The sequence below is a fragment of the Polaromonas sp. 39-63-25 genome, assembly GCF_002278925.1.
Classification (GTDB): domain Bacteria; phylum Pseudomonadota; class Gammaproteobacteria; order Burkholderiales; family Burkholderiaceae_C; genus Polaromonas.
Genome location: NZ_NCJH01000002.1, coordinates 59,577 through 81,790, shown reverse-complemented (window position 1 = coordinate 81,790; position 22,214 = coordinate 59,577). Strand labels below are relative to the sequence as shown.

Sequence of the window (22,214 nt, the reverse complement as noted above, 5' to 3'; positions counted from 1 at the left end):
CGCGCCACCGCTGCCCGGAGACGCACTAGTGGCTGATGCGTGTGCCCAGCAGTGCCAGGAACTGGGCGATCCAGGCCGGATGCGCCGGCCAGGCCGGTGCGCTGACCAGGTTGCCATCCGTGTGTGCGGCATCGATGGCGATTTCGGCGTAGGTGCCGCCGGCCAGCTCCACCTCGGCGCGACAGGCAGGGTAGGCCGAGCAAGTGCGGTTCTTCAGCACGCCGGCGGCGGCCAGCAACTGGGCCGCGTGGCAAATGGCGGCCACGGGCTTGCCGGCATCAAAGAAATGCCTGACCATCGCGGTCACCGCCGGGTAGGTGCGCAAGTACTCGGGCCCCCGGCCGCCGGGCAGCAGCAGTGCGTCGTAACTTTCGGCCCGGATGTCGGCAAATGTTGCATTGAGCGCGAAGTTGTGGCCCGGCTTCTCGCTGTAGGTCTGGGCGCCTTCGAAGTCGTGAATCGCCGTCTTGATCTGGTCGCCCGCCTTCTTGTCGGGGCAGACCGCGTGCACCGTGTGCCCCACCGCCAGCAGTGCCTGAAACGGCACCATGGTTTCATAGTCTTCGCAATAGTCACCGCAAATCATCAGGATTTTTTTGGCCGCCATGTCTGTCTCCTTGGGTTGCTGAGCAAGTTCTCAGCCCCGAATTATTCAGCGCATGGCAGTGGCCTGGGTGTTAGCGGGCTACTACGTGGGGCAGGGGCATGGCATGTTGGTGCCGCCTGCGATGAGCTACTGCGTCAACAGTGAATTGATCAGCAGCAAGTCTTCCGGCGTCAGCGTGCCGTTGGCCTGACGCAGGCGCAGGCCGCCAATCAGCACGTTGTAACGCGCCTGTGCGAGGTCGCGTTTGGTCTGGAACAGCTGGCTTTGTGCATTGAGCACGTCGATGTTGATGCGCACGCCGACCTGGTAGCCCAGCTTGTTGGCGTCGAGCGCGCTCTGGCTGGACGCTTCGGCGGCCTCCAGCGCCTTGACCTGGCCCTGGCCCGACAACACGCCGAAGTAGGCGGTGCGCGTGCTCAGGGCAACGCCGCGTTTGGCGCCTTCGAGGTCAGTGCGGGCTTTTTCTTCGAGTGACAGCGTTTCGCGGATGCGGTTTTGCGTGGCGAAGCCGGCGAACAGCGGCAGGTTCAGCGCCAGGCCGACCGTGGTGCTGTTGGTGCGGTAGTCCAGCGGGCTGGTGGCACTGCCCTGGGGGTTGCGCTGCACGCCGTAGCTGGCGGTCAGGTCCAGCGTGGGTTTGTGGCCGGCTTCGGCCTTGTCGATTTCGAGCTTGGCGACTTCCAGGTTGGCCTGGGCCTGGCGCACCGTCGGGTGCAGGTCTTCGGATTGCCGGACCCAGGTGTTCACGTCGGCGGGCACCAGCGGCGGCAGCTCGACGGGCACCAGCAGGCCTTTGGGCTGGGCGTCGGTTTTGCCGACCAGCTGGTCGAGCGCGATTTTCTTGACGCGCAAGTCGTTTTCAGCGGCAATTTCCTGCGCGGTTACCAGGTCGAAACGCGCCTGCGCCTCGCGCGAGTCGGTGACGGTGGAGGTGCCGACCTCGAAGTTGCGTTTGGCAGAAGCCAACTGCTCGCCCACCGCGGCTTTTTGCGCCCTGACAAAAGCCAGCGTGTCCTGCGCGGCCAGCACATCGAAATACGCCTGGCTGGTGCGCACGATCAGGTCCTGCTCGGCGGCTTCGAGCTGGGCCCTGGACAGCACCACTTGCTGCTTGCCCTGCTCGTAGGTGGCCCAGTTGCCGGGCCGGTACAGTGGCTGCGAGGCGTTCAGCGAGGCCGTTTGCGTCGGGAAGCTGCGGTCGGCGACCGGGTTGTTGTTTTCAAAATTGGTGCGCGAGGCACCCATCGACAGCCCGGCGGTTGGCAAAATGCCGGCCTTGGCCTGCTCGGCCTTGGCCAGGTTGGCCTCGTACAGCGAACGTGCCGACTGGTAGGCTGCATCGTACTCGCGCGCCGAACGGTACAGCTCCACCAAATTCTGCGCCTGGACGGCCGGCGCAAAAGCCGCCAGCACGGTACCTAACGCAAGAGACAGGGGCAGCAGGGCCGGTTTTTTGAAGAGCGTTTTCATGGTGTGTCCTGATGAAATGTGAAGTCGGTGAAGAGGGCGGGCCAGGGGTCAGTAGCGTGGGACGGAGGCATCGCGTAGCACGGACCACGCGTTGATGCCGCCCTGCAGATTGACCACTTGCGTGAAACCGTTTTGCGCCAGAAAGTTGGCCACCTGCTGGCTGCGCGCCCCGTGGTGACACAGGCAGGCCACCGGCTGGTCGGCCGGCAGTTCTTCCTTGAGATCAAAAATCCGCGCGGGGACGGCGCGCATCGGAATGTGCAGCAGCCTGAAACCGTCTTCCTTGACCGACGCTGTCTGCACTTCCCACGGCTCCCGCACATCGAGCACGATGGGCGCGGGGCCGCCGGCCGGCAGGCTGGCAAGCCAGGCGGTGAAGTCGGCGGGGGACAGTTGGTCAATCATCGGGACGGCTCGGGTTAAAAGTTGAATTTCGAGGGTTCAGGGAAGTTGCGCAGGCGTGGAGCAACCGTGTCCCAGCCCTGCGTGGTGCGGAAGGCGGCGTCGCCGACGCGGGTGACCAGTGTGGCGCGCATGACAGGCTCAAAACCCACGATGGCGCTGAGCCGGCCGCCGATTTTCAGCATCGCCAGCAGCGCGGGCGGCACTTCGGCGACCGAGCCGCTGAGCACAATCGCGTCGAAGGGGCCGCTCAGCGGGTCGTTGCCGGAGACGGCCTGGCCGAGTTTGGCGGCGCCGTCGCCGGTGCGCACTTCAGCGTTGTAGACGCCGGCTTTCTTCAGGTTGTCGCGGGCCAGCTGGGCCAGGTCGGGGTCGATCTCGAGCGTGATGACTTGCTGGGCGCGGTGGGCCAGCAGGGCCGCCATGTAGCCGGAGCCCGTACCGATCTCGAGCACTTTTTCATGTTTTTGCACCGCCAGGTCCTGCAGGACGCGCGCCTCGACCTTGGGCGCCAGCATGCACTGGCCGGGTTTGGAGCCCAGCGGGATCTCCATGTCGGCAAAAGCCAGGGCCCGCATCGCGGTCGGCACAAAGTCTTCGCGCTTGACCACGGCCAGCAGGGAAAGCACCTGGCTGTCCAGCACTTCCCAGGGGCGGATTTGCTGCTCGATCATGTTGAAACGGGCTTGTTCGTAGTTCATGGTGTGGTCTGTAATAAACGGTGGGACTGTCGGGGGAAACCCATCATTTTAGTTGGGAGGCACCCCCAGGGGCGGGCAGGGCACGCCGGCCGGTGAAGATTCGTTTGAACCATTGCGCCAGATCATCCAGGTAGCAATAGGTCACCGGCACCACCACCAGCGTCAACAGCGAGGAGGTGATGACGCCGCCAATCACGGCCTGGCCCATGGGGGCGCGCTGCTCCGAGCCTTCGGTCAGTGCAAAGGCCAGTGGCACCATGCCGAAAATCATGGCCAGCGTGGTCATCAGAATCGGGCGCAGGCGTACGCGGGCGGCCGTCAAGAGGGCTTCGCTGCGTTCCATGCCTTCGTCCCGCATGCGGATAGCAAAATCGACCAGCAAAATCGCGTTTTTCGTGACCAGGCCCATCAGCATCACCACGCCGATGATGGAAAACATCGACAGCGTCGAGCGAAACAGCAGTAGCGCCAGCACCACGCCGATCAGCGTGAGCGGCAGCGAGGTCATCAGGGCCATGGGCTGCAGAAAGCTCTTGAACTGGCTGGCCAGGATCATGTAGATGAACAGGATCGCCATGACCAGCGCAGAGATGGCATATCCAAAGGACTCGGCCATGTTTTTGGTCGAGCCGCCAAACTGGTAGCGGTAGCCGGGCGGAAAGCTGATGCTGTCGAGCGCGGTGCGGATGTCGGCAGAGACCTCACCGGCCGAGCGGTTGTAGACGTTGGCGTTGATGGCGACTTCGCGGGTCAGGTCGCGCCGGTTGATCTGGTTCGGGCCGGTGGCTTCTTTCACCGTGGCCACCTGGCTCAGGCGCACCGTGCGGGCCGAGCCGTCGGGATTGCTGCCGATGACACTGCTGATGAAGGGCAGGCGCTCCAGGTCCTGCGGTGTATTGCGGGCGTTGGGTGCTAGCCGCACATTCACGTCGTAGGTCTGGTCGTCGGGCGCGCGCCAGTTGCCCACCGTCTGCCCGGCCACCAGGGTGCGCAGCGAGGCCGCGATCTGCGAGACCGACAGGCCGAGGTCGGACGCGGCATCACGCTTGACGTCCACTTCGATGGTCGGTTTGTCGGCCTTCAGGCTGGAGTCCAGGTCCACCAGGCCGGGGATGCCGCTGATTTTGGCCATCACCAGGCCGGTCAGGCGTTCCAGCTCCTTCAGGTCGGCGCCCTGCAGCGAGAACTCGACCTGTTTGTTGCCACCCACCGAGTCCAGCAGACCGACGTGGGTGACGGTGATGCCTGGCACCTGCTTGAGGCGTTCGCGCAGCACGCCAGACATCTCGTCCACGTTGCGGCTCCGGTCCTTGCGGTCCACCAGGCGCACGTAGAAGCTGGCGTACATCTTGCCCTGGGCGTTGCCGGTGTTGATGGTCGACAGCGTGTATTTCACCTCCGGGAATTCGCGCAGAATGGTTTCGACCTGCCGCGTCTTGGCTTCGGTGGCCTCCAGCGACGAACCCACCGGCGTGTAGAAATTGAGCGAGGTTTCCGAGAAGTCGGCCTTGGGCACGAACTCGGTGCCGAGCAGGGGCACCATGAAAACGCTGGTCACAAAAATCGCCAGGGCCAGGCCCACCGTGGCCAGCCTGTGCACCAGGGACCAGCGCAGGATGCGCTGGTAAGTCTCGGCCAGCGAGTCGGTGGCGCGTTCGAACCAGCCGGTCACCCGGCCTATGGTCCTGTCGTAGAAAGTGACCGGTTTGCCGTGCTGGCCGTGTGCATGAATGCTGGGGTCATGCCAGATGCTCGACAGCATGGGGTCCAGCGTGAAGCTGACGAACATCGAGATCAGCACCGCCGCCACGATGGTGACACCGAACTCGTGGAAGAACTTGCCGATGATGCCGCCCATGAAACCGATGGGCAGGAACACCGCCACGATGGAAAACGTGGTGGCCAGCACCGCGAGCCCGATTTCCTGCGTGCCCTCCATCGCGGCCTGGTAGGGCGGCTTGCCCATCTGCACATGGCGCACGATGTTTTCGCGCACCACAATCGCGTCGTCGATCAGCAGGCCCACACACAGGCTCAGCGCCATCAACGTGATCATGTTGATGGTGAAGCCGAACAGGTTCATGAACAGGAAGGTGCCGATGATGGAGATTGGCAGCGTCAGGCCGGTGATCACCGTGGAGCGCCACGAATTCAGGAACAGGAAGACGATCAAGATGGTCAGCAACGCGCCTTCGATCAGTGTTCGGCGCACGTTTTCAACCGCCACCCGGATGGGCCGCGATCCGTCGCCAATCTGCTCCAGCCGCGTGCCGGGCGGAAGCTGGGCCTCCAGATCCTTGATCGCCTTGTTCAGCCCGTCCACCACCGCAATGGTGTTTTCGCCCTGGGCTTTCTGCACGGTCAGCAGCAAGGTGCGCTGGCCGTTGTACAGCGCCAGGCTGTCGATCTCCTGCGAGCCGTCGCGGATGCTGGCGACCTGGTCCACAGTGACGGTGCTGCCCGCGCCGGCGGCGGACACCTTGCGCGCCACGATGATCTTGCCGAAGTCTTCGGGCCGTTTCATGCGGGCGTCGATTTTCACGACGCGTTCCTGCGCCAGTGAGCGGATGGCGCCCACCGGCAGGTCCTGGTTTTCGTTGCGCACGGCGCTCGCCACCTGGTCGGCCGTGATGCCCAGCGCTTCCATGGCCTGCGGGTTCAGGTAGATGTTGATTTCGCGCTTGCTGCCGCCCACCAGGCTGACCGAGCCGACGCCGCGCACGTTCTCCAGCCGCTTCTTGAGCACCTGGTCGGCCCAGTTGGTCAGTTCGACGGCGGTGGGCAAGGCCGCTGTGCTTGCCGCTGCAGGACCGGCGCCTGCAGCCATCGGCAACACGGCAACCGACCAGATGGCGCGGTTGGCCGGGTCGAAACGCAGCACGCGCGGCTCCTTGACCTCGTCGCGCAGCAGCGGACGCAGCGAAGCAATCTTTTCGCGCACGTCTTCTGCGGCCTTGCGGCCGTCGATCTGCAGCTGGAATTCGATGATGACGACCGACTGGCCTTCGTAGCTGCGGGACGTCAGCGCATTGATGCCGGCAATCGAATTGACGCCTTCCTCGATTTTCTTGGTGACTTCGCTCTCGACGATCTCGGGCGAAGCGCCGGGGTATTCGGTGGTGACCACCACCACCGGAAAGTCAATGTTCGGAAACTGGTCGACCTGCAGGCGCTGGTAGGAAAACAGGCCCAGCACCACGATGGCGAGCATGACCATGGTCGCGAAGACCGGATTTTTCAGGCTGACCTGGGTGAACCACATACCGGTTTAGGGCGCGGTTTTGACGGAAGCGGGTGCGGGCGCGGCAGGAGCCTGGGCCCAGGCGGGCGCCTGCGTGAACTTCACGGCCGTTCCCTCGCGCAGGGCACCCACGGCACCGGCGATGACCACCGCGTTTTCCGCCAGCCCTTTGACCGCCACCAGGGTGCCGTTGCCCGCGTCTGCGCCGCTGCTGCCGCGCAAGCCCATCTCCACCGGCTTGTGCACGACCTGGTTGTTGTCCACCACCTGCACATAAGGCGCGGGTTTGTCGGTACGCACGGCGCTCAGCGGCACGGCCAGGGCCTGCACGCGCGTCGTGCCCAGCGTGCCCTGCGCAAACAGGCCCTGGCGCAGGCCCGGGGGCGCGGCCGGGTTGTCGATGCCCAGGTACACCAGCACGCTGCGGCTGCCGCCCTGCGCGCTGGGGTTGATGCGTGCCACCGTCGCCTTGACGGTCTGCGCGCTGCCTTCTATCTGCAGCACCGCGCTCTGGCCGTGGCGCACTGTCAGTGCATCGGCCGCGCTCAGGCTGGCTTCCAATTCCAGCCGGCTCAGGTCCACAATTTCCAGCACCCGCACGTCCACCCCGAGGCGTTCACCGGGCTGCGCCAGGCGCTGTGCAACCTGGCCCGACAGGGGTGCGCGCAGCACCGTGTCGTCCAGCGATTTTTTGGCCACCTCGGCAGCGGCGAGGGCGGCCCGGTGGGTGGCTTTGGCCGCGTTGAGGTTGGCCAGCGAGGCGTCGAGCGCCGTTCTGGAAATGAAGCCCTGGTTGACCAGGGCCTGGTTGTTGTCGTACTGGCGCTGCACGATGTCGATCTGCGCCTTGGCCGAATCGGCCTGCTCCTGCGCCTGCCGCATGCGCGACTGGTATTCGCTGGCGTCAATACGTGCCAGCACTTGCCCGGCCTTGACGGTATCGCCTTCACGCACCGTCAGGCCCTGCAGTTCGCCGGCCACCCGTGTCTTGACGAAGGCCGAGTTGACGGCCTTGAGCGAGCCCGACACCGGCAGCCCCTGGCTCAGCTCCATGGTTTTGGCCTGGAACACATCGGTGGCCGCCAGCTCGACCACGGTTTGCGCTTTGGCGGCCGTGGAGTCGGCCAGCGCCTGTTGCTGCTTTTTGCGTGCTGACAGCGTGCCCCACACGGCCGTGGCCAGCAGCAGCAGCAGGACGAGGGCGATGACCCATTTGATCCAGGGTTTCATTTTTTTGCCTTGCCGGTGGTGGGGGCCACGCAGATCCCGTGGAGGATGGTGTCGACCTGGGTGGCGATGTATTTGGTGGCGTTGCCCTGCAGGCTGGGGTCTGCGCAGGTGCCTGCGGAATGTTTGGCCAGAATCAGGAAAATCATGGGCGCAATCACGCTGTAGATGGCGTAGTCCAGGTCCATCGGCCGGAATTCACCCCGGTCTATGCCGCGCTGCATGATGCGGCGAAACAGCGCCTGGCCGGGCAGGATGACTTCCTGCTGATAGAACGCGGTGATTTCGGGGAAGTTGCCGGCTTCGCTCATCATGAGCTTGGTGATGCCCGAGGCCCGGGTGGCGCCGACACGCTCCCACCACACCGTCATGCAGTAGGCCAGCATCTCGGCGGCCGTGCCTTCAAAACGTTCGAACTCGTCGTTCCACTCCTTGAAGCGCCCCGAGATGTTTTCGCGCACCACCGCCTTGAGCAGTTCTTCCTTGCTCTGGAAATACAGGAACAGCGTGCCCTTGGAAACGCCGGCGCGGGCGGCTACTTCTTCGGCGCGGGTCGCGGCGAAACCTTTTTCGACAAACAGGTCAAGCGCGGCATCGAGCAGCTCGCCGGGGCGCGCTTCCTTGCGCCGCTCGCGTTTGGCCGAGAGCGTGGCGGTGGTATCACTGAGGAATTTGGAGATGGACATTAGTTACTGACTGACTGGTTAGTAATGTAGTGCCTTGCTCCCCGTCCGTCAAGGGACCCACCCACTTTATCCGGGCTCGGGCAGGTGAAGGTGGGGTAAAGCTTGCGGCAGATCAAGGCCGGGCAATGCGCAGGGCCAGCCACTCCCTGAGGATGGCCCGCGAATCCTCCAGGCCATTGCCGGAGGGCAGCCATTCCAGCACACCATTGCGGCTGGGCAGCATGAAACCCATGGGCGCGGCGGTTACGGTGAAGCCGGCGCGCTCGAACGCCAGCACCGAACGCGGCATGTGCCAGGCATGAGTGACCAGCGCGATCCGCTGCACGCCGTCCTTTTGCAGCAGCGGCCTGAGCAGGCTGGCGTTTTCCGCCGTGTCGCGCGAGCGGTCGTCGATCCAGCGCAGCTTCAGGCCGTAGTCCTGCTGAGCCATGCGGCGGGCGACTTCGCCTTCCGACAGGACTTGTGCTTCCGCCGTGCCCCAGCCCATGCCGCCGGCAAACGCCACCGGCAGGCCGGTCTGGCGTGCCAGCCAGGCACCGTAACGCAGGCGCATGGCCGCGGCGGGGGAGGACTGCGCCTCGCCATACTCCGGTGCAACGGGGTGAACTCCGCCGCCCAGCACCACAATCGCCTGCACGCCGCTGCTTTTCAGCGCGGCGACCGTCACCGGCGCATGCTGCGGCAGGAGGGTCTGCGCCAGCCACACCGCGACCGCGTGGCAACTCAGGAACCAGAGCAGGGCCACACCGGCAAAGGCCAGCAGCAGGCCAGGCGCCTTTTTGCGGATCGCCAGCAACAGGCCCAGCAGGGCGAGCAGCAGCGGTGCCGCGGGCGGCAGCACCAGCGTGGCAAGAATCGGCTTGAGTTCACCCAGTGACATCATTCAAAATGCTCTCAAATAAATAGCTGCTTGCGCAGGTACAGAAAGGCCTGGAGGCCAATTTGACTCATGAACTTCAGGAAACAGGTTGTCGGGCGACGGCAGGACGGTCAAGGGGTTTTTCTGTTTGCCGGATGATCGACGCCTGAATTCAATACCATTCGGTCGGGGCCGCGAAAACAAGCCGGAACCGACCGATCGTAACCAAACAAGGACCACCACCCATGACACAAGACCCATCGAACAGCACCAGCCCGCAGACCATCACGCTGGGCGGCGGCTGCTTCTGGTGCACCGAAGCGGTGTTTGTGCAGGTGCGCGGCATCGTGGACGTCGAGTCGGGCTACAGCAACGGCCATGTCAACAACCCGACTTACGAGCAGGTGTGTACCGGCACCACCGGGCACAACGAAGTCGTCAAGCTGGTCTATGACCCGGCACAAATCGGCCTGCGCGCCATTCTTGAAATTTTCTTCGTGATCCACGACCCGACCACGCTGAACCGCCAGGGCAACGACAGCGGCACGCAATACCGCAGCGGCATTTACTACTCGACGCCCGGGCAGAAGCAGGTGGCCGAGGACATGGTCCATGAGCTGAACGCGCAAAAGCTGTTCGGCAAGCCGGTGGTCACCGAGGTATTGCCGGTCAGCAATTACTCCGCGGCCGAGGAGTACCACCAGGACTTCTTCGAGAAAAATCCCAACCAGGGTTATTGCATGGCGGTCGCCGGTCCCAAGGTGGCCAAGTTCCGCAAGACGTTTTCGGAATACGCCAAGACCTGAGCGTCCCGTGCCGAGCACATCCTCCGCCCCGACGTCATGACCATCCCCGCCGAATACCAGCGCGCCTCCGTCGAGTTCGAGAAGTTCATGGTCGACGCGCGTGACCTGGCCGGGCTGTCCACCACGAACATGGCTTACAACATGGTGGTCGGCGTGCTGCATGTGTTTCGTCGCCGGCTCAGCGTGCCGGAGGCGCTTCGGTTTGCAGGTGTTCTTCCGGCAGTGCTGCGCGCTATTTTTGTGTCCGACTGGGACACCGAACAGCCCCGGCTGGCCTTCAGCGATCGCGCGTCCATGACCGGGGAAGTGAAGCAACTGCGCAAGGCGCACAACTTCTCGCCCGACACGGCCATCCACGACGTGGCCCTGGCCCTGCGCCGCCATGTGGACCCGCAGGAACTGGAGCATGTGCTTGCATCGCTCCCGCCGGAAGCGCAGGCATATTGGCGTGTTTAGCTGAGCTTGTGTTGCACAGCTGCCTGCCCGGCGAAGAGTCTGTGATGCTCCCTACAGGGTGTGGATGCTCCTGATGTGATAGCTGATGGTGCCCGTTATTATTGGGCTACAGGCATTTTTTGCTTGAAATCAGCCCCGGCGCCGCGCCATGTAAAACCACTCCTGCCCCGGCTCGGCGCGTGGGTTGGGAAACACCACAAAACCGTCGTGCGGCGCTTTTACCTCGGCGCCGCTTTGGCGCATACCGATCAGCTCGCCGGCCTGCACCGCATCAAAGCTGCGCCACTCGCGGCTGAAGCTGTCGCCCGCGTGTTCGCGGTCCGTCACATCGACCAGGCGGAGGATTTCGCGCTCGGCAGTTGAGGCTTCCATCGGCTGCGACACCATGCCCAGCAGCGCCAGCGTCTGCAAGATCGCATGGCGCGCCACCTGCACGCCCTGCGGGGCGTCATGCTGGCCGCATTCCAGCGTCACGCCGTAGCCGCCGCGTGAACGCATGTATTCGGTGGTGCCGACGCCGTAGTTCGGGTTGATCGCCAGCGTCAGCGCGCGCGCCGCACCAGCAACAGGAGGCGCCGCAGCGCGGCGCGACACACCACGCGCGTAGGTGTCCAGCCAGCCTTCCACGATGCGCGGGGCGCCGGTGCACAGGGCGAGCTGCATTTCTGCTTCGGCCTGGCTGAAAGGTTCCAGCGTGCCCATGTTGTTCTGCGGGCCGATCATCACAAACGGTGCGCCGCCGGTGTGGAAGGAGTGCAGGTCCAGCAGCACGTCATGCGCGTCCAGCAGTGGGCACAACACATTCGCTATGCGGTCTTCAAAATCCTGCGGAATCGCGCTCGGCGCCATGTTGCGGTTCAGGTTGCGCTCGCCGGTGCGCTGCTTGAGCTGGTAGGCCAGCGGGTTGGTGACGGGCACAAAGGTGACCGTGCCGCGTTCAATGCTGAGCTGGCCGCTGTCGATGTCCTGCAGCAACTGCGCGGTGGCTTTCGCGCCGCAGACCTCGTTGCCGTGAACGGCGCCCAGGACCAGCAGCTTGGGGCCGGGGGCCAGGCCGTGGAAGCTGTGGGTGCGCAGGTGGGTGGGGCGAGGTTCGGAAACGACGGGCGTTTGTTTGTCGGTCATGAGGATTGTTTTGTGCGGTACCTGGACTGGGTTTGACCGGTGTTGAGGTTTCGGTCTCTCCTGCATTTGCAGGATGAAGGGTTCCAGTTTCGCGCCTATGATCTGCGATGTGCGGTTTTCATTTTATCGACTTAACTGGGAGCCGCAATGTGCCGGAACTCCTTGGCTGACATAGACTTAAAAATCGACCTGATGTTCTCGTTAACCCGCATTCACCAAGCTACACCATTGGTTTGGTCGTGCACATACATAGTTAGACCTCGCCCAATTTGCCCATCTACATGAGCACCAACAAAACCATCAGAGCCGACTGCAGGGCGTGCTCTCGCAGCACAAGGCATGAGGTCCTGTCTCAGCATGTGGACGAGTCCAGTCCAGACGTTTACCACGAGAAGGACACTTGGCAAATCATTCGTTGCCTCGGATGCCACACATGCGGCTTCAGGCACCGCAACGATGACTACGAAATGGTGGAGGAAGATGACGAAGGGAGTTACTCCCATCAAGTCACAACTCACTTATATCCAAGCGTACTATCTGGGCATCGCCCGCTCTCCGACACCTACTTTCTTCCACGACTGATTCAGCGGGTCTATAAGCAGACATTGAGTGCGCTTAGCCAACGAGCCTATGTATTAGCAAGTGTTGGACTTCGTGCCTGCATCGAGGCGGTGTGCAACCATCTCAAGGTTTCTGGAACGAATCTTGAAAAGCGCATTGATCAGCTATACAAAGCAGGGCATGTGTCCAACGGCGATAAGCGTCGCCTACATGCCATTAGGTTTTTGGGTAACGATGCGGCCCATGAAATTAAGGAACCTAAGGAATCTGACATTCGCGTTGCACTTGAGATCGTGGAACATTTATTGAATTCCGTCTTCATTCTTGAGAAAAAAGCGAAGGCGCTCGACACCATCGCTGAGAGTTTTGACGACTTCTTGAAGATTTTGAGTACCTCTGCAAAGACTTTTACGGGCTCAACTGCAGTTAGTCTTTCAGGTCTGCTTGGACCGAAGCGTAGACTGGTGAATCAAAATATTGATGACTTCGAGACAAAACTCAAGCAAGAGATTGAGGCAGGATCGGTGGCCTTCTTGAAACTATCGCAGTCTCCATTAGTCGGAGGCAAAGAGGTACAGTTGTACGAGGTAGACTCCGCGAAGGCCGCTGACGCCGACGACGACATCCCCTTTTAGCGCACGACGATGAGGCTCCTGATTCCGCGCACCTTGGTTCGCTGTGCGCGGCAACGGCGCCGTTGGCCCTAGAACAACTTTGAGCCGTACCTGCACATGCCCTTGCGCGACATTCGTAGAGAATTCGGCATTCGGGTTGCCCCATGCCGCCGTGCCTGGGACACCCCCTGATTTTTTACAGTGTTCGCCTGGCCAGCCTCCGGGGTTTCGGTGATAATGCAACCAAATTGCGTTATGTATCACCACTTGCAGCGCATGTTGCCCGATATCCCATGGCCACTGTCCTCCACCACAAAGAAGCAGACCCGATCGACGCCTTGCTGTCAGCCCACGGCCTGCGCCGCACGATTGCTGCGCGCCGCGTGCTGGGGTGGCTACTGGCGCATCCGGACACGAGTTACACGCATGCCCAGTTGCAGGCGGCGCTGACCGAGGGAGAAGAACGGCCTGGATTGCGGATCCAGTCCGCAATGACAAAGACGGGAAAGAAGGCGAAGGCGGCGGAAATTGCGCCGCTGGACCGCGTCACGCTCTACCGCCTGATCGACCGCCTCACACAAGTCGGCCTGCTGCTTTGCCGGGTGGATGCGAGCCGGGTGCGCCGCTACCAGGCGATGCCGGCGGGTGTGCATGCGATGCCGCACTTTGAATGCCAGAGCTGCCACCGCGACAGCCCGCTGGAGAACGCCTTGCAGGCCAGCGCCGGCGACCTCGACCGTGCGGCGCAATCGGCGCTCGAAGCCCTGAAGGCGCTGGGTTACCAGGGCATGAGCCTGGACTTTGCGGTGCGGGGCGTGTGCGCCGATTGCGCCACCAGCGCCAAGGGCCTGCCAGCGTGATCCGTACGCGGCAACTGGCCTACCAGTACCCCGGCGGGCCGGCGCTTCGCTTTGACGACATCGATGTTGTGCAGGGCGGGGTGCTTCTGCTGCGCGGCGCATCGGGTTCGGGCAAGTCCACGTGGCTGGCACTCGCGGCTGGGCTGCTGACGCCGACCGCTGGCGACATCACGGTAGCCGGGCAGTCGCTGACCGCGCTGGGCAAAGTGGCGAGTGATGCCTGGCGCGCGAAGACGATTGGTTTTCTGCCGCAGAAACTTCATTTGAGCAGCGCGCTGACGGTGCACGCCAACCTGGCGATCGCGCAGTGGGCCGCCGGTCAGGCGCAGGACGATGGACGCATCCGCGAGGCGCTCACGGCGCTCGGTGTGAATGAGCTCGCCATGCGCAAGCCGGCGCAGCTCTCGGGCGGGCAGGCGCAGCGTGTGGCGCTGGCGCGGGCGGTGTTGTTGCAGCCGCAGGTGATCTTGGCAGACGAACCGACGGCCAGTCTGGACGACGACGCGGCGCGGCAAGCTGTGGAATTGCTGCAGACCACGGCGAGGCAGCAGGGCGCCACGCTGGTGATTGCAACGCATGATTCGCGTGTTTCAGCCAGTCTTGATAGTCAAATCGGCTTCCAGCCCTTGTACCTCGGGCGCGAGCAGCTATGAATACCATAGCATTTGCCTGGCGTTTCCTCTGGTCCCGACCGCTTGCGGCGGGGCTCAACGTGCTGCTGCTCAGCCTCGGGCTGGCGTCGCTGAGCTTTGTGCTGTTGGTCAGCCACCAGATCGACCAGGCGTTTGAACGCGACCTGGCCGGCATCGACGTGGTGGTGGGCGCCAAGGGCAGCCCGATGCAGCTGATCCTCTCGGGCGTGTTCCACATCGACGCGCCCACCGGCAACGTGCCGCTGGCGGCGGTGAAGGAACTCGAACAACACCCGCATGTGGCGAAGCTGATCCCGCTCAGCCTGGGCGACAGCTTGCGCGGCTTCCGCATTGTGGGTACCACGCCGGACTACCTCACCCATTACCAGGCGACGTTTGCGCAGGGCAGCGTCTGGACGGCGCCCATGCAGGCGGTGTTGGGCGCGCAGGTGGCCAAGCAAACCGGCCTGAAGGTGGGCGACCGCTTCGCCGGCAGCCACGGCCTGGCCGGCGGCGGTGACAGCCATGGACAGACGCCCTACGTCGTCAGCGGCGTGCTGGCGCCCGGCGGCTCGGTGCTGGACCGGCTGGTGCTGACGGCGCTGGATTCCGTCTGGCAGGTCCATGAAGATCACACGGCCCTCGACGCCGACGACCGCCAGGTGCTGGAAGACGAGCGCGAAATCACGCTGGCGCTGATTCAGTACCGCACGCCGCTGGCGGCGGTGACCTTTCCGCGCTTTGTGAACAGCAGCACCGAGATGCAGGCGGCCGCGCCGGCGCTGGAGATCACGCGTCTGCTGGGCATGATCGGCGTGGGCACCGACGTGTTGCGCGCGCTGGCTGGCGTGTTGCTGCTGACGGCGGGCCTGAGCGTGTTCATCGCGCTGTGGAGCGCCGTGCGCGAGCGCCGCGCCGACCTGGCGCTGCTGCGTTTGCTGGGCGCGCCGCCGCGCAAGGTGGCGGCGCTGTTGCTGTGCGAGGCGCTGTGGCTGGCGCTGCTGGCGACCGTGATCGGCGTGCTGGCGGGGCAGGGGCTGATGGCGCTGCTCGCCTGGCTGCTGCAGCTGGACAAGTCGGTCCTGGTCGGTGCGTTGTCGTGGCCGGTCGGGTTGGTGAGTGTGCCGGTTCTGGCCGTCGGTGTGGCGCTGCTGTCAGCGCTGCTGCCCGCGTACGAGGCCTACCGGGTCCCTGTGTTTGAACTTTTACAGTCGAGGTGAACCCCATGATCAAGAAATATATGAAAAAAATGCTTCCTGCCCTTGCCACGCTTGCGCTGACAGCTACGTTTTCAATAGCGCATGCGCAACACAAGGACGCAGAAACCAAGGAAGACATCCAGCGCCACCGCGCCATGGCGGCCGCGCATGAGGCCGCGGCCAAATGCCTGGAGTCGGGCAAGAAGGAAGATGTCTGCATCAAAGAGTTGCAGGCTTCCTGCAAGGGGCTGGCGGTGGGAAAATACTGCGGCATGAAACACGCGCATTGACGCGCCGCCACTGCAACGTTTCTGGAGAACCCATGAGCCCCTCTGCTTCCACCACTTTCAAGACGGCACCGCTGTTGCTGGCCCTGCTGTTCGCCGCAGGCGCCGCACGCGCGCAGCTGAGCTCGCCCCTGCCTGCCGGCAGCGGCAAGCCCGCGGCGGCCAAGGCGGCGCCTGCCGCACCGGACGGCCTGGCGCTGCCGGCCGGGCAGGGCGCGGGTGTGCACGGGGCCAACAGCCCGTATGCGCCGCTGGCCCCGCGCGGCGACGTGGTGCCCTGGTCGGTGCTGACCGACGTGAAAACCAAAAACGAGAAGAACCGCATCCTGCCGGTGTTCAATGAAAGCCAGCTCGGCATGAACGGCAAGACCCAGCGCATCCAGGGCTTCATGATGCCGCTGGAGCCGGGTGAAAAGCAGCGCCACTTCCTGCTGTCGTCGGTGCCGCTGACCTGCTCCTTCTGCGTGCCGGGCGGGCCGGAAAGCATGGTCGAGGTCAAGACCAAAACCCCGGTGAAATACAGCATGGAGGTCGTGGTGGTGGAAGGCCGCCTGCAGGTGCTGCACGACGACTCCTATGGCCTGTATTACCGCATCAACGATGCGGTGACGGTGAAGTAAACACCCATGGTTTTCAGGCGCATGGTGTGGCGGGCAGCCTGGGGCTATCTGGTCCTGGTGCTCCTGCTTGCGCCGGTGCTCGGCCAGATGCACGGCCTGGTTCACGGCCTGGTTCACGGCGCTGGTGGCGACCGTCCGGCTGCGCAACAACTCCTTGAGGTCGATGCTCATGCGCACGACCACGCGCATGAACGCGCGGGTGGACATGGCTGGCTCGCGGATCTTTTCTCCGTCCATCTTGACGATTCGGATTGCCGCGTTTTCGATCAGCTGTGCCACAGCGATGTGCTGCCGGCTGCGCCGCCCTTGGCGCTGCCCATGGTGCTTTCCCCGTTTGTTTTTCAATTTCTGGAAGGCGAAGTACTCGCCCGCCGGGCCGCGCTTTTCGAAGCACGCGGCCCACCCCGGGCTCGTTGAACTCCCGAAGTTGTCGAGCGCGGCCGCATGGTCGTTGCTTGACGTTTTCTGTTTCCGATTCAACGAGCCCTCATGAAAAAACCATTCCCCCGCCCTGCCATCGGCACGGCCACGTTCGCCCTGTTCGCGCTCGGCTGCTCGCTGGCCCACGCCCAGACAGCGGCGCCCACACTGAAAGAAATCACCGTCACCGGCAACCCGCTGGGTGCGACGGACCTGATCACCCCCGCCACGCAGTATTCAGGCGCCGGCCTGCTGTTGCGCTCCAAAACCACGCTCGGTGAAACGCTGGATGGCATGCCTGGCGTCAGCAGCACCTACTTCGGCCCCAACGCCAGCCGGCCCGTGATTCGCGGGCTGGACGGCGACCGCATCCGCATCCTGGCCAACGGTGGCGGCGCGCTCGATGCCTCCAGCCTGAGTTATGACCACGCGGTCACGGCCGATCCCATCAGCATCGAACGCATCGAGGTGCTGCGCGGCCCCGGCGCCCTGCTGTACGGCGGCAGCGCCGTCGGCGGCGTGGTCAACGTGATCGACAACCGCATCCCGCGCGAGCCGCAGTTCGACGAGAAGGGTGGGATCAGCGGCAAGGCCGACCTGAGCCTGGCCAGCGGCAACTCGGAGCGCGGCAAGGCTGTGCTGCTCGAAGGCGGCAACAAGCGCTACAGCCTGCACGTCGATGCCTTCGACCGCGAGACCAGCGACGCGCGCGTACCGCGCGACCTGAACTGCACCAAGGCCGGGGTGACCACCAGCTCCCGCCGCATCTGCAACTCGGCCAGCGACGTGCATGGCGGTGCCGTCGGCGGCTCGGTGTTTTTCGACAACGGCTACCTCGGCGCGTCGGCCAGCAATTACCGCAGCACCTACGGCACGGTGGCGGAAGACGAAGTCACCCTCGGCATGAAGTCGGACCGTTATGCGATCGAAGGCGAAGTGCGCAACCTGGGCGGGCCCATCCAGAGCATCAAGGGCCAGTACAGCCAGACTGACTACGGCCACACCGAGTTCGAAGGCGCGACCGCCGGAACGGTGTTCAAGAACAAGGGCAGCGATTTCCGGCTGGAAGCGCGTCACGCGAAACTCGGCAAGCTCGACGGCGTGCTGGGTTTCCAGACCGAGTCCAACCGTTTTTCCGCCGACGGCACGGAAGCCTTTGCCCCCTACAGCAAGACGGCGCAGTCGGCGGTGTTTGCCTATGAAGAGCTGGGCACGGACTGGGGCAAGCTGAGCCTGGGCGGCCGGCTGGAGTCGGTCAAGGTCGAGTCTTTCGGCAATCCGCTGGTGACGCGCTTCACGCCGGCAACGCGGGACTTCAAGCCCGGCAGTTATGCCTTGGGCGCGCTGTGGAATGCCGCGCCCGGCTGGCAACTGACCAGCAACCTGGCTTATACGGAACGCGCGCCGAAAGACTACGAGCTGTTTGCCGACGGCCCGCACATTGCCACGGCCGCCTATGAAGTAGGCAACGCCAGCCTGACAAAAGAACAGTCAGGCAACCTCGACATAGGCGCGGCCTGGAAGTCGGGCGGGCACAGCTTCAAGGTCAACAGCTATGTGAGCCGCTTCAGGAACTACATCGCGCTGAACCAGACGGCTGGCGTCAGGCGCAATGCGGAAGATGGCGCGGTCAATCCGGTGGAAGACACTGGCAACCCGGGCTTCACCGCGACGGGTGCCGAGTTCAAGCCGCTGGCCGAATTCCGCTACGAGCAGGTGCGCGCACGTTTCACCGGCGTCGAGGCCAGCGGCAACATCCGCCTGCTGGAAGGTGCCTCGCAGGTGGACCTGGCGCTGCGCGGCGACATGGTGCGCGCCACCAACCTCAGCAACGGCCAGCCGCTGCCGCGCATTGCGCCCTGGCGCGTGGGCGCCTCGCTGCTGTGGGCCAGCGGTCCGTGGGGCACCAGCCTGGGCTTCGACCACAACGCCGCGCAGAAGCGTGTACCGGCGTCGCCCACCGGGGAAACCGCGGCCTACACGCTGTGGAACGCCGCCGCGTCCTACCGCGTCAAGGCCGGCGCCGCGACGCTGCTCTGGTATGCGCGGCTGGACAACCTCACCGACAGGCTGGCCTACAGCGCGAGTTCGGTGCTGACCAGCACGGCGTTTCCGAAAGCGCCGCTGCCGGGGCGCAGCTTGAAGGTGGGTTTGCAGGCGAGCTTCTAGAGCCCCCACGGTCGCTCGCTGCGCGTAGCTCCCGCACCTTGCAGGCCGCCGCTCGCCAGAGGCTTCGCTTCTGGTGCCTGTCCAAACCTGCTCAAGCAGGTTCGGAGCCGAAGGCACCAGCCCCGAGGGGGCCGCTGCGCCTGCGGCCCGGCAAAGCCGGTTCCGCGGCCCCTGCTTGATTGAAGGCAGGTCCTTGCATCACGTGTGCTTGTTTTGCTCGCGTGCAAACGTGACGGTCTGTTGGGATTCCCGTCCTTGAAGCGCTGCGCGCTTCAAGGACTCCGGATTTTGTCTCTGGTATTTGGTTTCTCTTCTCCACCCGTCGGGCTGGGCCGAGGAGCACAGGCAAAAACGGATCAGGGCTTGCGATTGTCTGAGCGAAGCCGAGTTCGAGCGAGCCCCCGCTTTTGTCGAGCACCGCAGGTTGCCCGTAGCGAAGCGGAGGGTCCCAGACCATCGGGTCGCCTTCTCTTTGCTTACTTTCTCTTGGCGACGCAAGAGAAAGTGAGTCGGCCGCCGGGCCGAGACCCGGCTTGTTTGAACACCCATCGAAGCGCAAGCTTGCACAGACTTCGACAGGCTCAGCCCGAACGGGCAGGAGTGGGATTGGGGCAAAACGGTGGCCCCGTTTGCGCTGAATCAGCACAACAGCAAGTCCTTCCCGGATAATGGTTTTCAAAATATCAGGAGACGCCCGTGACGGATGCCGAACAGCCTCTTTCCCTGCTCAACGCCGACTTGAGCCCGTCGAGCAGCCTGCTGGCCAATTTGCGCCAGGAACTGATGCGGCATCCGCCGTTTGCGCAGATGCAGGCCGGCGACGTGGACTTCTTCTTGAGCCATGCCCGGCAAAACTACTTCGCACCCGAAGAAATTTTGATCGAGCCCGACAGCGGGCCGGTCACGGAACTGTTCTTCATCCGCCAGGGCGCGGTGATCGGCGAGCGCGGGCTGGCCGAGCTGTCGGGCGGTGCTTTCCACTACGAACCGGGCGAGCTGTTTCCCGTCAGTGCAGCGCTGGCGCAGCGCGCGGTGACGGCGTCCTACCGCGCCGTGGCCGACACCTTTGTGCTGGCCCTGCCGCTGGCTTCCATGCATGCGCTGGCCGTGATGAGCCCGCCGTTTGCCGACTTCCTGAACCGGCGCATCCTCAAGTTCCTGGACCTCTCGCGGCGCGCCCTGCAGGTGGCTTATGCCTCGCAGGCGCTGGCCGAACAGTCGCTGGAGACACCGCTGGGCGATGTCGCGCGCCAGGCGCCGGTGACCTGTCCGCCCGGCACACCGCTGCGCGAGGCGCTGAGCCGCATGCACCAGCAGCGCATCGGCTCCATGCTGGTGACCGACGAGGGCGGGCGGCCGCTGGGCATTCTCACGCGGTATGACATCCTGGGCCGTGTCACGCTGGCGGAGCTGCCGCTGGACACGCCCATCGCGCAGGCCATGGTGCAGCCGGTGCTGACGCTGAGCCACGAACACACGGCGCTGGACGCGGCCCTCCTGATGAGCAAACACGGCATCCGCCATGTACCGGTCACGCGTGACGGGATCGCCGTGGGTGTGGTGTCGGAGCGCGACCTGTTTGCGATGCAGCGCCTGAGCCTCAAGCAGGTCAGCACCTCGATCCGTTCTGCCGCCGATGTGGAGATGCTCAAGATCGTGGCGCAGGACATCCGGCGGTTTGCGCACAGCCTGCTGGGCCAGGGGGTGCATGCGCGCCAGCTCACGGCGCTGATCAGCCACCTCAACGACGTGCTCACCTTGCGCCTGCTGGAGATCAAGGCCGGGGAGCACGGCATCGATCTGAGCCGCCTGTGCTGGTTGGCGCTGGGCTCGGAAGGGCGCAGCGAGCAGACCATTGCGACCGACCAGGACAACGCGCTGATCCTGCCTGACGACACGACGCCGGCCCAGCGCGAGGCCGCGCTGCGTTTTGCCCGTGAGGTCAATGTGGCGCTCGATGCCTGCGGCTACCCGCTGTGCCGCGGCGGCATCATGGCCAGCGAGCCGGCCTGCTGCCTGACCCTGCATCAGTGGCGTGAGCGTTTTGCGCACTGGATAGAACACGGGGCGCCCGAGGATTTGCTCAATGCGAGCATTTACTTCGACTTCCGGCCGCTGGCCGGCGATGCGCGCCTGGCCGACAGCCTGCGCCAGGAGATCAGCGAGTCGGCGCGGCGCGCGCCGCGCTTCATCAAGCAACTGGCGACCAACGCGCTGATGCACAGCCCGCCGCTGAACTGGACCGGCTCCATTGCGGTGGACGACGACGGCATGATTGACCTCAAGCTGCAGGGCGCCGCGATTTTTGTCGATGTCGCGCGCATTTATTCGCTCAGCCGCGGCGTGACGGCCACCAACACCCGGGAACGGCTGGACGCCGTTGGTCCGCTGCTGGGGCTGGCCCCGTCCGAATACCAGGCCTGGGTCAGCGGTTTCGAATTTTTGCAGACCCTGCGGTTGCGCGTGCAGCTCGAAGGCACGGCCTCGCCGCAGCAGCCGAATCACCTGAAAGTCGACCGTCTGAACGACATCGACAGGCGCATCCTGCGCGAGTCGTTTCGCGTGGCGCGCTCGCTGCAGCAGCGCCTGCAGTTGGACTACGAACGATGAGCTGGGCGGACTGGCTGAAAAAGCCTTTCGCCGCGCTGGCCGGCGCGGATGAGGCGCGCTGGGTGGTGCTTGATGTGGAGACCAGCGGGCTGGATCCCCAGCGCGACCAGTTGCTGGCGATTGCCGCCATTGCCGTGCAGGTGGACTGGACGGCCAGACGCCTGAGCATCATGCCGGGCGACAGTTTCGAGGTGGTGCTGCGCCAGTCTTCGGTCGGATCAAGCAAAGACAACATCCTGCTGCATGGCATCGGGCTGCAGCGCCAGAGTGAAGGGGTGCCGCCCGACCAGGCCCTGCGCGCCTTTGCGGACTTCATCGGCGACTCGCCGCTGCTGGCCTTTCACGCTCCGTTCGACCAGGCCATGATTGGCCGGCATGTCCTGCAGCACCTGGGCGCGGGGCTGCCGAACCGCTGGGTGGACATTGAGCAGCTGTGCGCCGTGACCCATGAGAGGGTCAAGGCGCGCGCACTCGACGAATGGCTGGCTCATTTCGGCATCATCTGCGCGCCGCGGCACCAGGCGGCGGCCGACACACTGGCCGAGTGCGAGCTGCTGCTGCGCATCTGGCCGCGCATGGCCGGACAGTGCCAGTCCTGGCGCGATGTGGAAAAACTCGCCGCCCACCAGCGCTGGATTGCCCGGGCCTGAGGGGCAGGGCGC

At 64.3% G+C, this 22,214-nt stretch carries 21 protein-coding genes; 12 read left to right on the top strand and 9 right to left on the bottom strand.

The features are described 5' to 3' along the window. Positions 1-25: 25 nt before the first annotated feature. The 8 genes from B7X65_RS03055 to B7X65_RS03020 form a co-directional block, all read right to left on the bottom strand. Positions 26-607: a DJ-1/PfpI family protein gene (locus B7X65_RS03055; protein ID WP_293592595.1), complete on the bottom strand. Its 582-nt coding sequence runs from the start codon at positions 605-607 to the stop codon at positions 26-28. A gap of 126 nt (positions 608-733) precedes the next feature. Next, positions 734-2,077, bottom strand: a complete 1,344-nt coding sequence (locus tag B7X65_RS03050; RefSeq protein WP_293592593.1) for a TolC family outer membrane protein — start codon at positions 2,075-2,077, stop codon at positions 734-736. Between the two features lie 48 nt (positions 2,078-2,125). Beyond that, positions 2,126-2,482 carry a rhodanese-like domain-containing protein gene (locus B7X65_RS03045; protein WP_293592591.1) on the bottom strand — a complete coding sequence of 119 codons (357 nt, stop codon included), beginning with the start codon at positions 2,480-2,482 and terminating at the stop codon, positions 2,126-2,128. Positions 2,483-2,496: 14 nt separating this feature from the next. Then, positions 2,497-3,180 carry a protein-L-isoaspartate O-methyltransferase gene (locus B7X65_RS03040; RefSeq protein WP_293592589.1) on the bottom strand — a complete coding sequence of 228 codons (684 nt, stop codon included), beginning with the start codon at positions 3,178-3,180 and terminating at the stop codon, positions 2,497-2,499. Positions 3,181-3,223: 43 nt separating this feature from the next. Next, a complete protein-coding gene (locus B7X65_RS03035) occupies positions 3,224-6,442 on the bottom strand; it encodes an efflux RND transporter permease subunit (RefSeq protein ID WP_293592587.1) in 3,219 nt (1,072 codons plus the stop codon). A 6-nt stretch (positions 6,443-6,448) separates the two neighbouring features. Continuing rightward, positions 6,449-7,651, bottom strand: a complete 1,203-nt coding sequence (locus B7X65_RS03030; protein WP_293592585.1) for an efflux RND transporter periplasmic adaptor subunit — start codon at positions 7,649-7,651, stop codon at positions 6,449-6,451. After that, complete coding sequence (locus B7X65_RS03025; RefSeq protein WP_293592583.1) at positions 7,648-8,334, bottom strand: TetR/AcrR family transcriptional regulator; 687 nt, start codon at positions 8,332-8,334, stop codon at positions 7,648-7,650. The genes B7X65_RS03030 and B7X65_RS03025 overlap by 4 nt, the downstream gene beginning before the upstream one ends. Before the next feature lie 112 nt (positions 8,335-8,446). Continuing rightward, the gene (locus B7X65_RS03020) at positions 8,447-9,217 is read right to left on the bottom strand and encodes a YdcF family protein (protein ID WP_293592581.1); all 771 of its coding nucleotides are present in this window, start codon (positions 9,215-9,217) and stop codon (positions 8,447-8,449) included. A gap of 221 nt (positions 9,218-9,438) precedes the next feature. On the opposite strand from B7X65_RS03020, the gene msrA reads away from it, so the two are divergent. Both msrA and B7X65_RS03010 read left to right on the top strand, forming a co-directional pair. After that, entirely contained in the window at positions 9,439-9,999 is a 561-nt protein-coding gene (gene msrA / locus B7X65_RS03015) for a peptide-methionine (S)-S-oxide reductase MsrA (RefSeq protein WP_293592579.1), read from the top strand. Between the two features lie 36 nt (positions 10,000-10,035). Next, positions 10,036-10,455 carry a DUF2267 domain-containing protein gene (locus B7X65_RS03010; RefSeq protein ID WP_293592577.1) on the top strand — a complete coding sequence of 140 codons (420 nt, stop codon included), beginning with the start codon at positions 10,036-10,038 and terminating at the stop codon, positions 10,453-10,455. A 129-nt stretch (positions 10,456-10,584) separates the two neighbouring features. On the opposite strand, the gene B7X65_RS03005 is transcribed toward B7X65_RS03010, so the two are convergent. Further along, the gene (locus tag B7X65_RS03005; protein WP_293592575.1) at positions 10,585-11,580 is read right to left on the bottom strand and encodes a succinylglutamate desuccinylase/aspartoacylase family protein; all 996 of its coding nucleotides are present in this window, start codon (positions 11,578-11,580) and stop codon (positions 10,585-10,587) included. Positions 11,581-11,861: 281 nt separating this feature from the next. Here B7X65_RS03005 and B7X65_RS03000 point away from each other — a divergent pair, with 281 nt between their 5' ends. From B7X65_RS03000 to B7X65_RS02955, 10 genes are all read left to right on the top strand, one after another. Beyond that, positions 11,862-12,776 (top strand): DUF4145 domain-containing protein, encoded by a 915-nt coding sequence (locus B7X65_RS03000; RefSeq protein ID WP_293592573.1) that lies wholly within the window; start codon positions 11,862-11,864, stop codon positions 12,774-12,776. A 272-nt stretch (positions 12,777-13,048) separates the two neighbouring features. Continuing rightward, a complete protein-coding gene (locus tag B7X65_RS02995) occupies positions 13,049-13,615 on the top strand; it encodes a Fur family transcriptional regulator (RefSeq protein ID WP_293592571.1) in 567 nt (188 codons plus the stop codon). Further along, entirely contained in the window at positions 13,612-14,268 is a 657-nt protein-coding gene (locus B7X65_RS02990) for an ATP-binding cassette domain-containing protein (protein ID WP_293592569.1), read from the top strand. The genes B7X65_RS02995 and B7X65_RS02990 overlap by 4 nt, the downstream gene beginning before the upstream one ends. Beyond that, positions 14,265-15,467 carry an FtsX-like permease family protein gene (locus B7X65_RS02985; RefSeq protein WP_293592567.1) on the top strand — a complete coding sequence of 401 codons (1,203 nt, stop codon included), beginning with the start codon at positions 14,265-14,267 and terminating at the stop codon, positions 15,465-15,467. The genes B7X65_RS02990 and B7X65_RS02985 overlap by 4 nt, the downstream gene beginning before the upstream one ends. A 20-nt stretch (positions 15,468-15,487) precedes the next feature. Then, positions 15,488-15,736 carry a hypothetical protein gene (locus B7X65_RS02980; protein ID WP_293592999.1) on the top strand — a complete coding sequence of 83 codons (249 nt, stop codon included), beginning with the start codon at positions 15,488-15,490 and terminating at the stop codon, positions 15,734-15,736. 32 nt (positions 15,737-15,768) lie between these two features. Beyond that, positions 15,769-16,353, top strand: a complete 585-nt coding sequence (locus B7X65_RS02975; RefSeq protein ID WP_293592565.1) for a DUF3299 domain-containing protein — start codon at positions 15,769-15,771, stop codon at positions 16,351-16,353. A 6-nt stretch (positions 16,354-16,359) separates the two neighbouring features. Continuing rightward, positions 16,360-16,770 carry a hypothetical protein gene (locus B7X65_RS02970; protein ID WP_293592563.1) on the top strand — a complete coding sequence of 137 codons (411 nt, stop codon included), beginning with the start codon at positions 16,360-16,362 and terminating at the stop codon, positions 16,768-16,770. Between the two features lie 72 nt (positions 16,771-16,842). Next, entirely contained in the window at positions 16,843-18,942 is a 2,100-nt protein-coding gene (locus tag B7X65_RS02965) for a TonB-dependent receptor (protein ID WP_293592561.1), read from the top strand. Between the two features lie 696 nt (positions 18,943-19,638). Beyond that, the gene (locus B7X65_RS02960) at positions 19,639-21,552 is read left to right on the top strand and encodes a DUF294 nucleotidyltransferase-like domain-containing protein (RefSeq protein WP_293592559.1); all 1,914 of its coding nucleotides are present in this window, start codon (positions 19,639-19,641) and stop codon (positions 21,550-21,552) included. Next, the gene (locus B7X65_RS02955) at positions 21,549-22,202 is read left to right on the top strand and encodes a 3'-5' exonuclease (RefSeq protein ID WP_293592557.1); all 654 of its coding nucleotides are present in this window, start codon (positions 21,549-21,551) and stop codon (positions 22,200-22,202) included. The genes B7X65_RS02960 and B7X65_RS02955 overlap by 4 nt, the downstream gene beginning before the upstream one ends. The last annotated feature ends 12 nt before the right edge of the window (positions 22,203-22,214 follow it).

What these genes read in the sequence shown, in the direction of transcription:
- B7X65_RS03030 (WP_293592585.1), bottom strand. Translation starts at nt 7,651, where the DNA reads ATGAAACCCTGGATCAAATGGGTCATCGCCCTCGTCCTGCTGCTGCTG.
- B7X65_RS02980 (WP_293592999.1), top strand. Translation starts at nt 15,488, where the DNA reads ATGAAAAAAATGCTTCCTGCCCTTGCCACGCTTGCGCTGACAGCTACG.
- B7X65_RS02965 (WP_293592561.1), top strand. Translation starts at nt 16,843, where the DNA reads ATGAAAAAACCATTCCCCCGCCCTGCCATCGGCACGGCCACGTTCGCC.
- B7X65_RS03010 (WP_293592577.1), top strand. Translation starts at nt 10,036, where the DNA reads ATGACCATCCCCGCCGAATACCAGCGCGCCTCCGTCGAGTTCGAGAAG.
- B7X65_RS03005 (WP_293592575.1), bottom strand. Translation starts at nt 11,580, where the DNA reads ATGACCGACAAACAAACGCCCGTCGTTTCCGAACCTCGCCCCACCCAC.
- B7X65_RS03020 (WP_293592581.1), bottom strand. Translation starts at nt 9,217, where the DNA reads ATGATGTCACTGGGTGAACTCAAGCCGATTCTTGCCACGCTGGTGCTG.
- B7X65_RS02970 (WP_293592563.1), top strand. Translation starts at nt 16,360, where the DNA reads ATGGTTTTCAGGCGCATGGTGTGGCGGGCAGCCTGGGGCTATCTGGTC.
- B7X65_RS02995 (WP_293592571.1), top strand. Translation starts at nt 13,049, where the DNA reads ATGGCCACTGTCCTCCACCACAAAGAAGCAGACCCGATCGACGCCTTG.
- B7X65_RS03035 (WP_293592587.1), bottom strand. Translation starts at nt 6,442, where the DNA reads ATGTGGTTCACCCAGGTCAGCCTGAAAAATCCGGTCTTCGCGACCATG.
- B7X65_RS03040 (WP_293592589.1), bottom strand. Translation starts at nt 3,180, where the DNA reads ATGAACTACGAACAAGCCCGTTTCAACATGATCGAGCAGCAAATCCGC.
- B7X65_RS02975 (WP_293592565.1), top strand. Translation starts at nt 15,769, where the DNA reads ATGAGCCCCTCTGCTTCCACCACTTTCAAGACGGCACCGCTGTTGCTG.
- B7X65_RS03055 (WP_293592595.1), bottom strand. Translation starts at nt 607, where the DNA reads ATGGCGGCCAAAAAAATCCTGATGATTTGCGGTGACTATTGCGAAGAC.
- B7X65_RS03025 (WP_293592583.1), bottom strand. Translation starts at nt 8,334, where the DNA reads ATGTCCATCTCCAAATTCCTCAGTGATACCACCGCCACGCTCTCGGCC.
- B7X65_RS03045 (WP_293592591.1), bottom strand. Translation starts at nt 2,482, where the DNA reads ATGATTGACCAACTGTCCCCCGCCGACTTCACCGCCTGGCTTGCCAGC.
- B7X65_RS02955 (WP_293592557.1), top strand. Translation starts at nt 21,549, where the DNA reads ATGAGCTGGGCGGACTGGCTGAAAAAGCCTTTCGCCGCGCTGGCCGGC.
- B7X65_RS02985 (WP_293592567.1), top strand. Translation starts at nt 14,265, where the DNA reads ATGAATACCATAGCATTTGCCTGGCGTTTCCTCTGGTCCCGACCGCTT.
- msrA (WP_293592579.1), top strand. Translation starts at nt 9,439, where the DNA reads ATGACACAAGACCCATCGAACAGCACCAGCCCGCAGACCATCACGCTG.
- B7X65_RS03050 (WP_293592593.1), bottom strand. Translation starts at nt 2,077, where the DNA reads ATGAAAACGCTCTTCAAAAAACCGGCCCTGCTGCCCCTGTCTCTTGCG.
- B7X65_RS03000 (WP_293592573.1), top strand. Translation starts at nt 11,862, where the DNA reads ATGAGCACCAACAAAACCATCAGAGCCGACTGCAGGGCGTGCTCTCGC.